The 12,840-nt window shown below is 65.6% G+C and carries 12 protein-coding genes; 6 read left to right on the top strand and 6 right to left on the bottom strand.

Annotated elements, in window-relative coordinates:
• Window positions 1-210: 210 nt before the first annotated feature.
• From ABIA40_RS17990 to ABIA40_RS17980, 3 genes are read left to right on the top strand one after another with little or no spacing between them, the layout of a single operon-like run.
• Complete coding sequence (locus ABIA40_RS17990) at window positions 211-957, top strand: 2OG-Fe(II) oxygenase (protein WP_404542517.1); 747 nt, start codon at window positions 211-213, stop codon at window positions 955-957.
• A 9-nt stretch (window positions 958-966) separates the two neighbouring features.
• Window positions 967-1,620: a DNA oxidative demethylase AlkB gene (gene alkB, locus ABIA40_RS17985; RefSeq protein WP_404542515.1), complete on the top strand. Its 654-nt coding sequence runs from the start codon at window positions 967-969 to the stop codon at window positions 1,618-1,620.
• 53 nt (window positions 1,621-1,673) lie between these two features.
• Complete coding sequence (locus ABIA40_RS17980) at window positions 1,674-2,900, top strand: MFS transporter (protein WP_404542513.1); 1,227 nt, start codon at window positions 1,674-1,676, stop codon at window positions 2,898-2,900.
• A gap of 195 nt (window positions 2,901-3,095) precedes the next feature.
• On the opposite strand, the gene ABIA40_RS17975 is transcribed toward ABIA40_RS17980, so the two are convergent.
• The 6 genes from ABIA40_RS17975 to hpaH form a co-directional block, all read right to left on the bottom strand.
• On the bottom strand, window positions 3,096-4,721 hold the full coding sequence (locus ABIA40_RS17975) for a thiamine pyrophosphate-dependent enzyme (protein ID WP_271545311.1): 1,626 nt from the start codon (window positions 4,719-4,721) through the stop codon (window positions 3,096-3,098).
• A 25-nt stretch (window positions 4,722-4,746) separates the two neighbouring features.
• Window positions 4,747-5,616 carry a fumarylacetoacetate hydrolase family protein gene (locus ABIA40_RS17970; protein ID WP_157281278.1) on the bottom strand — a complete coding sequence of 290 codons (870 nt, stop codon included), beginning with the start codon at window positions 5,614-5,616 and terminating at the stop codon, window positions 4,747-4,749.
• Window positions 5,616-6,599: a 3,4-dihydroxyphenylacetate 2,3-dioxygenase gene (hpaD, locus tag ABIA40_RS17965; RefSeq protein ID WP_157281281.1), complete on the bottom strand. Its 984-nt coding sequence runs from the start codon at window positions 6,597-6,599 to the stop codon at window positions 5,616-5,618. Before hpaD ends, ABIA40_RS17970 begins: the two co-directional genes overlap by 1 nt.
• Before the next feature lie 132 nt (window positions 6,600-6,731).
• On the bottom strand, window positions 6,732-8,270 hold the full coding sequence (gene hpaE / locus ABIA40_RS17960; protein ID WP_271545310.1) for a 5-carboxymethyl-2-hydroxymuconate semialdehyde dehydrogenase: 1,539 nt from the start codon (window positions 8,268-8,270) through the stop codon (window positions 6,732-6,734).
• Entirely contained in the window at window positions 8,263-8,661 is a 399-nt protein-coding gene (locus tag ABIA40_RS17955; protein ID WP_404542509.1) for a 5-carboxymethyl-2-hydroxymuconate Delta-isomerase, read from the bottom strand. Before ABIA40_RS17955 ends, hpaE begins: the two co-directional genes overlap by 8 nt.
• A gap of 28 nt (window positions 8,662-8,689) precedes the next feature.
• The gene (gene hpaH, locus ABIA40_RS17950; protein WP_271545308.1) at window positions 8,690-9,496 is read right to left on the bottom strand and encodes a 2-oxo-hept-4-ene-1,7-dioate hydratase; all 807 of its coding nucleotides are present in this window, start codon (window positions 9,494-9,496) and stop codon (window positions 8,690-8,692) included.
• 112 nt (window positions 9,497-9,608) lie between these two features.
• On the opposite strand from hpaH, the gene hpaR reads away from it, so the two are divergent.
• The 3 genes from hpaR to ABIA40_RS17935 all read left to right on the top strand — a co-directional run bounded on the left by hpaR (window position 9,609) and on the right by ABIA40_RS17935 (window position 12,637).
• Window positions 9,609-10,127 carry a homoprotocatechuate degradation operon regulator HpaR gene (gene hpaR / locus ABIA40_RS17945; protein WP_225149904.1) on the top strand — a complete coding sequence of 173 codons (519 nt, stop codon included), beginning with the start codon at window positions 9,609-9,611 and terminating at the stop codon, window positions 10,125-10,127.
• Between the two features lie 114 nt (window positions 10,128-10,241).
• Window positions 10,242-11,018 (top strand): HpcH/HpaI aldolase/citrate lyase family protein, encoded by a 777-nt coding sequence (locus ABIA40_RS17940; protein WP_035709283.1) that lies wholly within the window; start codon window positions 10,242-10,244, stop codon window positions 11,016-11,018.
• 95 nt (window positions 11,019-11,113) lie between these two features.
• Window positions 11,114-12,637, top strand: coding sequence for a UxaA family hydrolase (locus tag ABIA40_RS17935; protein ID WP_404542505.1), 1,524 nt, complete (start codon window positions 11,114-11,116; stop codon window positions 12,635-12,637).
• The last annotated feature ends 203 nt before the right edge of the window (window positions 12,638-12,840 follow it).

Genomic DNA, 12,840 nt, shown 5'->3' with positions numbered 1-12,840 from the left:
CTTCGTCGCAAGGGCTCCTCGCAATGACGGGGAGACGATCATCGGAAATCGGGTGGTTGTGGCGCCCGGGATCTGCGACACCCGCTCCCGTCATTCCGGGGCGCGCCCACTTGGGCGCGAGCCCGGAATCCATACTCCCGATCGTGGTTATGGATTCCGGGCTCGCGACTGCATCGCGCCCCGGAATGACGGATGGATAGGATCATCGCCATGGCCATCGCGAAACTCGTTTCCGCTCTCGATGAAACAGCCGACCTCGCCGGCCACGTCGACGCCCTCGACTGGCCCCAAATCACCGCCGAGCTCGACTCCCAAGGCTGCGCCGTGCTGAAGAACCTGCTGACGCCTGCCCAATGCGGCGCCATTGCCGCGCTCTACCCGGACGATGCGCACTTCCGCAGCCGCATCGTGATGGGCCGCCACGGCTTTGGCCGCGGCGAGTACAAGTACTTCGCCTATCCGTTGCCCGAACTGATCGCGCAGCTCCGCCCCGCGCTCTACGCGCACCTGCAAGCCGTCGCCAATCGCTGGAATGAGGCGATGGGGATCGACATCCGCTATCCCGGCACACATGCGGCGTTCCTGAAGCGCTGCCACGACGCCGGGCAGACGCGGCCGACGCCCCTGCTGCTGCAATATGAGGCTGGCGACTACAATTGCCTGCACCAGGACCTCTATGGCGAGCACGTGTTCCCGCTCCAGGTCGCGATCCTGCTGTCCGACCCCGGACGCGATTTCAGCGGCGGCGAGTTCGTGCTGACCGAGCAGCGTCCGCGCATGCAGTCGCGGGCCGAGGTGGTGCCGCTGGCACAGGGCGATGCGGTCGCCTTCGCTGTGCATCATCGTCCGGTGCAGGGGACACGCGGCACCTACCGCGTTAATCTGCGCCACGGCGTCAGCCGGATCAGATCCGGCCGGCGCCACACGCTGGGTGTGATCTTCCACGATGCCAAATGAGCGCTGCGATTGACGGGTGATCTGTTCGACAGCCTCGCCGAGGCGCAGCCATCGCGCGAAAAGATCGCCGACGGTGCCGTGCTGCTGCGCGGCTTCGTCAAGCCGATCGAGAGCGGGCTGATCGACGCGGTCCGCGCCATCGTGGCGCAGTCGCCGTTCCGGCGGATGACGACGCCGGGCGGCCACCTGATGTCGGTGGCGATGACCAATTGCGGCGAGCGGGGCTGGATCACCGATCACACCGGCTATCGCTACGATCCCATCGATCCGCGCACCGGTGCGCCATGGCCGGCGATGCCGCCGCTGTTCGCCGATCTCGCCCGCCGCGCCGCGGAGCAGGGCGGCTTTGAAGGCTTTGCCCCCGATGCCTGCCTCGTCAACCGCTACGAGCCGGGCACGAGGCTGTCGCTGCATCAGGACAAGGACGAGCTGGACTATTCCGCGCCGATCGTCTCGGTCTCGCTCGGGCTGCCCGCGACCTTCCTGTTCGGCGGCCTCGCGCGCAATGACAAGCCGCGCCGCTTCCGGCTCGTCCATGGCGACGTCGTGGTCTGGGGCGGGGCCAGCAGGCTCGCCTATCACGGCGTGGCGCCGCTCGCCGACGGCGAGCATCCGCTGCTCGGCCGGAAGCGGATCAACCTGACCTTCCGCAGGACGCGCTGACGCGTTTCCTCGCAGCCCTCGCTCGTCTAAGCTTGGGGCGGGGAGGCGGCGACATGACGACCACACAGAGCTCGGCCGGCACGGGCACGGCGAACCGCACGGGGCTGTATCTCGGGGTGCTGCAATTGGTGTTCACGCTGGGCTGGACCACCTACGTCGTCTACCTGCCAAAGCTCGCCGCCGATGTCGGCATCGCGCCGTCCACCGTGATCCTCATCCTGATGCTGGATCAGGCGATCTTCACCATTGCCGATACCGCGATGGGAGTAGCCGCCGACAAGCTCGCGCCCCATGTCGGCAGGCTCGGCCTGTTCGTCGCCCTCGTGACCGCGATCTCCTGCGGCGCCTTCGTCGCGCTGCCCTTCGTTGCCGGAGCCGGCGCGGCGGCGCAGGGCTGGTTCATCGCGCTGATCGTGATCTGGTCGATCACCTCCTCGGCGCTGCGCGTGCCGCCGCTGACCTTGCTCGGCAAATACCGCGCCAAGCCGCAGGTGCCGTTCCTCGCAGCGCTCGCCATGCTCGGCTACGGCATCGCCGGCGCGGTCTCCCCCTATCTCGGCGTGGTGCTGCGCGAGCACGATGCGCGGTTGCCGTTCGTGATCTCCAGCGTGGTGCTGCTTCTGACCGCGCTCGGGCTATCCAGGATCGAGCATGACGTGGCGCGCGAGACCGTGCCGCCCACACCGGACGAAGCGGCAAAGCCGCTCGGTCTCGTCCCAATCGCCTTCATCGTCGCGATGATCACGCTCGCACTCGGCTACCAGCTGCACTTTGCCATGAACAGCGCGCCGTTCTATCTGCGCTTTGCAGCTCCCGGCGACCTGCAATGGCTGATGCCGGTGTTTTGGATCGGCTTCAACATCGCGATGTTTCCGGCAAGCCTGATCGTCAAGCATCGCGGCGGCCTCGTCGTGATGGGCGCCGCCGGCCTGTTCGGTGCGGTGGCGATTGCGGCGGCCGAATTCGCCGGCAATCTCAACACGCTGATCGCCGCGCAATTTCTCGCCGGAGCTGCCTGGGGCTGCATGCTGATGAGCGCGGTCTCGGCTGCGCTCGCGATCGGCTCGACCGGCGCGGAAGGCAAGGTCACGGGCCTCGTCTTCTCCGCGCTCGCCCTCGGCACCTTCGCGCGGATGGCCGCGGTTGCCGGCGGCCTGCAGAAGATGCCGGAATACGCGCCGCTGCTGCACTGGGCGCCGGTCGCCTGCTGGTCGGTCGCGGGCGCCGGTCTGCTGGTGATTGCAGCCGCGCGGCTGCAGGGCGCGTCTAAAGCGCGATGAATTAGGCTTGATCGCGCAACGACGGAGGTACGCTCCCTCTCCCGCTTGCGGGAGAGGGTTGGGGAGAGGGTGCTTCCGCAATGGGACAATCCCCAAGAGGAGAAAGCCCTCACCCGCGCCTTCGGCGCGACCTCTCCCGCAAGCGGGAGAGGTGAACAAGCCGCGACAATCGATTCAACCTAAAGCCATTTCGCCTCAAGGCTTCGGCGGGTGAATGAAGGCCCACGGGCTGACTTCGGAATCCCGGGGCACCTCGACGGAAATCAGCACCGGCCCGCCGTGGCCGAGCGCCTTCTCCATCGCCGCCTTGAATTGCTCCGGCGCGGTGACGCGCGCAGCAGTCACGCCAAAGGATTCCGCGAGCTTGACGAAATCCGGATTGACGAGGTCGGACGCCACCACTCGGCCATCGAAATGCTGGCGTTGGTCGCGGCGGACATTGCCGTAGGCGTTGTTGTTGAACACCAGCGTCACCACGCCGATGTTGAACTGCACGGCGGTGGCAAGCTCCTGCACGCCGAACATGAAGCCGCCGTCCCCGGTGATGGCGACGACCGGCTTGTCGGGATTGGCGACCTTGGCGCCGAGCGCGGTCGGGAAACCCGAGCCGAGCGTGCCCTGGTAGCCCGAGGTGATGAAGGTGCGCGGCTGGTAGATTGGAAAGCCGTACCAGGAGGCGAAGCCGACCTGCGACAGTTCGTCGGTGACGATCGCATCTGCCGGCAGTACCTCGCGCAGGATGTTGAGATAGGCCATCTGCGGCTGAACCCGCTGGATCTCGGCTTGCGCGGCCGCGGTGGCCTCGCGGATCGTGCCGCGCCGTCCGGAAGTCTTGCTGTAGCCGGCCCTGCGAACGGCGGCGGCGAGATCGCGGGTCGCGGTCTTGGCATCGGCGACGATCGCGGTGTCCGACGAGAACCGCCGCATCTCGACCGGATCGATGTCGATGCGGATGCTCTTCAGGCCAGTGGGCCGATACGGCCAGCGCGACATGGTCGGCAGCTCAAGCCGTGTGCCGATGCCGATCATGAGATCGGTATTCGGCCACAGCCTGTAGGCCGCGGCCATAGTGAGCCCGAGCTCGTGCGCATTGGAGACGATGCCGCGGCCGCTGCGGAAGGCGACCACGGGCGCATCGATCATCTCGGCGAGCTCGAGGATTTCCTCACCCGCTTCGATCGCGCCGCTGCCGACGAAGATCATCGGCGCCTTGCTGGTCCTGATGAGCGCGGCGGCCTGCTTGATCATATCAGGATCAGGCTGCGGCGCCGGCAGAGGCTCCAGCACCTTCGCAGGCGCCGCGTCGGCACGCTGGGTGAAGACGTCCCAGGGCATCTCGACCGACGCGGGGCCGCGCCGTCCCGACATCATCTCCTGGAAAGCGCGCGCGACGATCGTCGGCGCATCGCCGGGATATTCGATGCGCTCGGCCCATTTCACATAGGTGCGCAAGGTCGCGAGTTGGTCCGGCATCTCATGCAGATGGCCGCGACCCTTGCCCAGGAACGAAGTCGGCACCTGGCCGGTGACGCACAGCACCGGCTCGTTGCAGCCGAACGCGGTGAGCAGCGCGGCGCTGGCATTGAGCACGCCCGGGCCGGGTACCACGCTGAACACGCCGGGCCGGCCGCTGGAGCGCGCATAGCCGAATGCCATGTAGCCGCAGGCCTGCTCGTGCCGCGCGCCGATCACCTTGAGCTGGGCCTGGTGGAACGCGTCGAACAGGCCGTAGACCTGCGCGCCGGGCAGGCCGAACACGGTGTCGACGCCGTGGGCGACAAGCCCGCTTACGATCGCTTCGCCGCCGGAGAGGCTGGTCATTTGGTTATTCCATTTCGCTTGTTGTTCAGGCTTCGTCGATCACGCCGTTGCGCAAGCGCCCGATCCCCTCGGCCTCGACCTCGACGACATCGCCAGGCTTCAGATAGCGCGGCGGATCGAACCGCGCACCGGCGCCGGTCGGCGTGCCCGTGACGATGATATCGCCGGGGACCAGGGTTGCGAAGGTCGAGATATAGTTCAGGAGATAGCGGAACGGAAACATCAGCCGGCTGGTGCGATCGTCCTGCCTGAGCTCGCCGTTGACATGCGTGGTGAGCCTGACGTCCGCGATCTGCGATTCCCGCGTGTAGGGCACCAGCCACGGGCCGAGGCTGCCGCTGGAATCGAAGTTCTTGCCCTGCGTCACGTTGAACTTGGCGTGGCGCAGCCAGTCACGCACCGAGCCCTCGTTGCAGAGCGTCAGCGCGGCGATGTGATCGAGCGCGGCGCTTTCGGGAATGTGCCGGCCTTGCTTGCCGATCACCAGCACGATCTCGCCCTCATAGTCGAGCTGCGCCGAGGCGCGCGGGCGCACCAGCGGCGTGTCGTGGCCGACGAAGGAGCGGGGCGAGCGCATGAACATGCTGGGATATTTCGGCGCCTCCTGGCCGTCCTTGTACTCGGCGTTACGATCAGGATAGTTGACGCCGATGCAGATGATCTTCTCCGGTGCCGGGACCGGCGGCAACCAGGTGATCTCGCTGAGTGCGTGAACCGGCGTGCGACCAGCGGCTTCCTCTGCAAGGCTCACGAGCTTTCCGGACGCGATCACCTCGCGCAGCGTCGGATAGGTCTGGGCATAGCGCGCGGAGAGATCGACGATGCCGCCTTCCAGAACGGCGCCGTACTTGGTTTCACCCTTGACGGAATAGGTGGCGAGACGAGGCAGCTTCATCAGTCCGCCACCAGCACATCGGCCACGAATTTCGGCTCGCGCACGGCTTGGCCCGTGAACGGCGAGCCCTGCTCGAACCAGGACCGCGGCGCCGGGGCGCCCCACAGCGTCTGGCGGCGCGGATCGCGCAGCGACCAGCGCAGCGGCTCGTGGTCGTGATCTCCGGTGAAATAGTCGCTGGTGTAGAGCTCGAGGCGGTGTCCGTCGGGATCGCGCACATAGAGGAAGAACGCGTTCGAGATGCCATGGCGTCCCGGCCCGCGCTCGATGTTCTTCACAAAACCTTGCGAAGCCATGACGTCGCAGAGATGGATGATGTTCATCGCCGTCGGCGTCCAGTAGGCGAAGTGATGGAGGCGCGGCCCCTTGCCGTTGGTGATCGCAAAATCGTGGACATTGCCCTTGCGATGCATCCAGGCCGCGGCGATGCGCCCGTTCGGCCCGTCCTCCTCGGCATATTCGGTGAGGCGAAAACCGAGCCGGGCGTAGAATTCCATCGTGTCCTGCACTTCGGCCGCGAAGACGTTGAAGTGATCCAGCCGCTGCGGGTGGCAGCCCCGGTAGAGGTCGTAGCGGCGCAGGAGATGCGGCCGCCGCTCCATCGCCGCGTAGAGCTCGATTCTAAAGCCGAAGGGATCGGTGAATTGCAGCGTGCGGCCCTGGAACGGCTGGTCGACGAAGGCGTAGGCGAGGCCGTTCTCGGACAGGAACGTGGCGGCCTTGTCGAGATCTTTGTCGTTGCCGACCTTGAAGCCGAGCCGGGCGCAAGCCGGCACCGCGGCCTTGCGCAGCACCAGCGAGTGATGCTGGTGCTCCTCGGCCGCGCGCAGGTAGACGGCCTCTTCGTCGGCGTCCTCGACATGCAGGCCGACAATGGTCTCGTAGAACTCGCGGCTCAGCTTCAGGTCGGTGACGTCGAGCACGACGTGGCTGGAGCGGATGATGTTGAACGGCGGTTCGAAGACATGTTGCGGTACCGGCATGTGCGTTTCCCCTTCTCGGCTTCGTCATTCCGGGGCTTACGAAGCACGAACCCGGAATCCATTCATCCACCAACTCTGCTGCTCGATGGATCCGGGTTAGGCTCTTCGAGCCGCCCCGGAATGACACCGCCGCTAAATTCCCAGCTTCTGAATCTTGTGCGTGCCCCGCGCTAGCGAGACGTGCTTGGTTTCCATGTAGAAGTCGAACGAATAATCGCCGCCGTCGCGGCCGATGCCTGAAGCCTTCATGCCGCCGAACGGCGTCGGCAGATGGCGGACATTCTCCGAGTTCAGCCAGATCATGCCGGCCTCGAGCGCATCGGCAACACGCAGTGCGCGTCCCATGTCATTGGTCCAGACATAGCCGGTCAGGCCGTAACGGATGTCGTTGGCGATCTCGATCGCGTCCACCTCGTCTCGGAAGGGCAGTACGGTCAGGAACGGCCCGAACACCTCCTCCTGCGCGACCCGCATCTTGCCGTGCGCACCGGTCACCAGCGTCGGCTCGACATAATGCCCGCCGCCGGGGCCGTCGTAGGCCTTGCCGCCGACCGCAATGGTGGCACCGTCCTGGCGCGCCACGTCGAAATAGGAGCAGACCTTTGCCAGATGCCGCTCGTGGATCAGCGGGCCGATCTCGGTGGCGGGATCGAGGGGATGGCCCACCTTGAGCGCCTTCACCCGCGCGGTCAGCTTCTCCACGAATTCTTTCGCGATGCTCTGCTGGATCAGCAGCCGACTCGAAGAGGTGCAGCGCTCGCCATTGAGCGAGTAGATCATGAACACGACGGCATCGAGCGCGCGGTCGAGATCGGCGTCGTCAAACACGATCACCGGGTTCTTGCCGCCAAGCTCGAAATGCACGCGCTTCAAGGTCGGCGCGCCCTGCATCATGATGGCCGAGCCGGTCGCGCTCTCGCCGACGAAGCCGATTGCCTTGATGGCGGGATGCTCGGTCAGCGCCTTGCCCGCTTCCTCGCCAAAGCCGTGCACGGTGTTGAGCACGCCGTCGGGGACGCCGGCTTCCTTCACGAGCCTTCCCAGAATGGAAGCGGTCACCGGCGACCATTCGGCCGGCTTGTGCACGACGGTGCAGCCGGCCGCCAGCGCTGGCGCGATCTTCCAGGTCGAGAGCATGAACGGCGTATTCCATGGCGTGATCACGCCGACCGGGCCGATCGGCACCCGCGTCGAGACGTTCCAATGCTCCTCGCTCGGCGTGTTAAGGCCGTCGCGCGCCTCGCTGCATTTGTCGGCGAAGAAACGGAAATTCTCGGCGGCGCGGATCGCGGCCTTTGCCATGAAGCGATAGGCCTGCCCGGTATCGATGCATTCGAGCACCGCGATGTCCTCGGCATTGTCCTCGATCGCATCGGCCACCCGATGCAGCAGCTTCTTCCGCATCGGCGGGCCCATGTCGCGCCACGACTTGAACGCGAGTGCAGCCGCAGTCGCTGCCGCGTCGATGTCCTCGGCATTGCCCCGCGCGACGCTGGCGAGCACGGCGCCATCGACCGGCGACCTGGTCTCGAACGTCTCGCCCGAGATCGAGGCGACGGTCTTGCCGTCGATCATGTGGCCGATGCCGTCCGCGCGCAGAGTTTTCAAAAGCGGCGCGAGGCGGTCACGGTTGGCCTGGAACAGATCGGCTTTCGGCGTGGGCTTATCCATGAGCGGCCTCCGCTTTCAGGGCGTCGTGAATGTTGTTGCGCTTCCAGCTGGTGTCCTTGTCGTTGATCTGCATGTCGAACGACAGGGCGAACTTGCTGGCGGCGAAGACGGGATCGAGATGTCTTGAGAGCGCCTGGAAGACGTGCTCGCCGGCCTTCTGGCGGGTAGGCAGGTCGCGGCCCTCGCCGATGCGCAGCACCATGTCCAGGAATCCGTAGTCCTGCCGCGCGTCCGCAATCGCATAGTGCTCGCAGCGGATGGCACGAACGCGGATGCCGCCGAGCGGGAAGATACCGGTCTCGCTAGCTGCCTTGCGCACGACCTCGCACACCGCGGCGATGTCGAGACGGCCGTCGAGATTGGCCGAATACTCGATGGTGAAATGCGGCATCGCGGTTTCACTCCCTGTCTTCTTCCGCCTAGGCGAAGTAGCAGCTCACCGAGCCGTAGGCGCCATAATCGGCCTGGATTGTGTCGCCCTTGCGGGTCTCAATCGGACGGATGAACGAGCCGGCGAGCACGACCTGGCCGGGCTCGAGCGCCAGCCCAAGCGGGGCGATCTTGTTGGCGAGCCAGGCGACGGCAGTCGCGGGATGATTGAGCACGCCGGCGGCAAGGCCGGTCTCTTCCAGCTGGCCGTTCTTGAAGCAGAGCGCTCCGATCCAGCGCAGGTCAGCATCCAGCGGGCGGATCGGCCGCCCGCCGAGCACGATGCCGGCATTCGCCGCATTGTCGGCGATGGTGTCGAAGATCTTTCGCGTCGCCTTGGTCTTGGGATCGACGCGCTCGATCCGCGTATCCAAAATCTCCAGCGCCGGCACCACGAAGTCGGTGGCGTTGAGCACGTCGAACAGCGTGCAGTCGGGCCCTGAAAGGCGCTTGCTCATGACGAAGGCGAGCTCGGCCTCGACGCGCGTCGCGATGAAGCGCTCGGTCGGAACGAGGCCGCCATCAGCGAAGAACATGTCGTCGAGCAGCACGCCGGAATCCGGCTCGTCGATGCCAAGCGCGCTCTGCATCGCTTTCGAAGTGAGGCCGATCTTGTGGCCTTTGACCACGCGCCCCTCGGCGATCTTGACGTCGACCCAGGCCTTCTGAATCGCATACGCATCCGAGATGCTGATGTCCGGGAAGTCGTGCGAGAGCTGCCGGATTTGCGTGCGCGTCTTCTCCGCCTGGTGCAGACGCCTCGCGCAAGCTTGGATATCGTCGTTGGAAAGCGCCATTTGTGATCTTACAAATCGTGGTGCCGCGGAGATACTTAACATGTTAAGTGAATGCGTCAAACACAAATTCGGCTTGCTGCACTGCAAACGTTTTGCGGCTTGAAGGGGCGTCATGACCAAGAAATCTGCCGATCCCGCCAACGGTCACCCGCCTGCCGCGCGCCAGGTGCCGATGCGCGATTTCTCGCGCTCGCTGCCGATGTCGCTGCTGCGAGCCCGGGAAGCGGTGATGCGGCAGTTTCGTCCCTCGCTGCGCGAGCACGGCCTGACCGAGCAGCAATGGCGCATCCTGCGCGCGCTGGCGGCGATCGAGGCGGTCGAGGTCACGGAACTCGCGCGCACCGCGTTCCTGCTCGGGCCGAGCCTGTCGCGCATCCTGCGCGACCTCGAGGCGCGCAACCTGATCGAGCGCAAGACGGCGAAGGCCGACCAGCGCCGCAGCATGGTCTCGATCTCGAAAGAGGGGCTGAAGCTGATGGCCTCGGTCGCGCCGACGTCGGAGGCGATCTATGCCGAGATCACGCGGCGCTTCGGCGCCCGCAAGCTCGCCGAATTGCAGGAGATGCTCGGCGAGCTCGAACGGAGCCTTGCCGGGCTCGGCGGCGCGGACGAGACAATAGCCGGGGAGTGAAACCAGATATGCGTGCGTGCGCGGCGAGAGCCATGGACATTCACGCTTTTTTTCGCTCAAAGTGCGGCCCAACCGATCCGCGGCGAGTGAGAGCAACAGGGAAGGAAAGGCAACGTGGCGAACAAAGTCAAAGAGATCTGGAAGTCGGGCAAGGCGGTCGTCAACGCCTGGCTTGCCATTCCCTCCGGCTTCTCGGCCGAGATGGTCGCGCAATGCGGCTTCGACAGCGTCACGGTCGACATGCAGCACGGCGTGCAGGACTATCTCTCGATGGTGCAGTGCTTCCAGGCCATGGACAAGCATCCGATCACCCCGATGGTCCGCGTGCCCTGGAACGAACCCGGCATCATCGGCAAGGTGCTCGATGGCGGCGCCTATGGCGTGATCTGCCCGATGGTCAACACGCCGCAGGAAGCCCGGAACCTGGTCTCCTATTCGAAATATCCGCCCAAGGGCGTGCGCTCCAACGGTCCGATCCGCGCCGGCATGTACGGCACCGCCGGCTCCTATCAGAAGACGGCCAACGACGAGATTGTGCTGCTGCCGATGATGGAGACGCGGACCGCCGTCGAGAACATGGAAGCGATCCTCGACGTCGAAGGCATCGACGGCGTCTATATCGGCCCGTCCGATCTCGGCTTCTCCTACGGCCTCGAGCCCAAGCTCGACCGCAGCGAGCCCGAGATCCTCGCGATCTACGAGAAGATCATCAAGGAATGCGGCAAGCGCGGCCTCAACCCGGGCATCCATTGCAGCGGCGCCGAAGGCGCGGCGCGCGCGATCAACATGGGCTTCAAGCTGGTGACGCTGTCCAACGAAGTCGGCCTGATGACCACCTACGCCAAGATGCAGGTGAACGCGACCCGCAAGGATTCGGGCGGCAAGGCGTAAAAAACCCGCGAATGGCGAATGGGAGTAGCGAATAGGGCTGCTCCCATTTCCACTCGCCATTCGCTATTCGCTACTCGCCTCCGAAGGAGACTTCCATGACCATCAGCCCCGTCATCCGCCTCCATCCCGATGATGGTGTGGTGATCGCGCGCGCGAGCCTGCCGCCGGGAACATTGGTCGCCGACGGCGTGACCACGGTCGATCGCATCCCCTCCGGCCACAAGGTCGCGATCAAGCCGATCGCCGAAGGCGAGCCGATCAGGCGCTACGGCCAGATCATCGGCTTTGCCACGCAAGCCATCGCGCCGGGCCAGCACGTGCACGTGCAGAATTGCGGCATGGGTGATTTCGCCAAGGACTATGCCTATTGCGTCGACGTCAAGCCGACGCCGAATTTCGACCTGCCGGCGACCTTCGAGGGCATCCGCCGTCCGGACGGCCGCGTCGCCACGCGCAACTATATCGGCATCCTCACCTCGGTGAATTGCAGCGCGCATGTCGCGAGCCTCGTCGCCGACGTCTTCAAGAAGAATCCCTTCACCGGCGACAATCCGCTCGCCGACTTCCCCAACGTCGACGGCGTCGTCGCGCTGACCCACAAGACCGGCTGCGGCATGACGCAGAACGAGCCGCTGGCGCTGCTCCGCCGCACGCTCGGCGGCTATGCGCGGCACGTCAACTTCTCCCACGTCATCGTGCTCGGCCTCGGCTGCGAGGTGAACCAGATCGGCGGCCTCATGGAAGAGCAGAAGCTTGCCGGACGACTGCGCGCGATGGACATCCAGGAGGTCGGCGGCACCCGCAAGACGGTCGAAGCCGGCATCGCCTTCGTGCGCGAGGCGCTGACTGACGCCGACAAGGTCAAACGCGAGACGGTGCCGGCGAGCGAGCTCACCGTGGCGCTGCAATGCGGCGGCTCGGACGGCTATTCCGGCGTTTCCGCCAATCCCGCGCTGGGGGCGGCCAGCGACCTCATCGTGCGTCACGGCGGCACCGTGATCCTGTCGGAGACGCCGGAGACCTACGGCGCCGAGCATCTCTTGACACGCCGCGCCGTCAGCCGCGAGGTCGGCGAGAAGCTGGTCGACCTGATGCGCTGGTGGGACGAGTACACCGCGCGCGAAGGCGCCGAGATGAACGCCAATCCGAGCCCCGGCAACAAGGCCGGCGGCCTTACCACCATTCTGGAGAAGTCGCTCGGCGCGATGGCGAAGGCCGGCACCACCAACCTCGTCGAGGTGCTGCGCTACGCCGAGCCCGTCACCAAGAAGGGGTTCGTGTTCATGGACACGCCCGGCTACGATCCAGTAGCTGCGACCGGGCAGGTCGCCGGCGGCGCCAACCTCGTCTGCTTCACCACGGGCCGCGGCAGCGTGTTCGGCTGCAAGCCGGCGCCGTCGATCAAGCTCGCCACCAACACGCCCATGTACAAGCGCATGGAAGAGGACATGGACGTCAATTGCGGCACCATCCTCGAAGGCGAGGAGAGCGTCGAACAATGCGGACGGCGCATCTTCGAACTCATCCTCAAGACCGCCTCGGGCCAGCCCACAAAGAGCGAGAGCTTCGATTTCGGCGGCGCCGAGTTCGCGCCCTGGGTGCTGGGCGCGACGATGTAGTCGCGCTTGGCTAGCGCTGCGCAGCCCATCAAGAGCCGCCGGTAGCCGATGACCGCAACCGGAATCGGAGCGCGTGTGGCGATCCGAAATGCAACGACCGTTCGCTAAGTAATGATACGTAGGTGGGCGCCGGCTGCAAAAAGTTCCCGGCTTACACCTGGTTAACATTGTTGCCGTAGACACGAGGGTGATGCGGCTTCACA

Source organism: Bradyrhizobium sp. USDA 223 (genome assembly GCF_044909005.1).
Classification (GTDB): Bacteria; Pseudomonadota; Alphaproteobacteria; order Rhizobiales; family Xanthobacteraceae; genus Bradyrhizobium; species Bradyrhizobium yuanmingense.
Note: the sequence above shows the minus strand (reverse complement) of the source record. Positions and strands in the feature narration are given on the sequence as shown.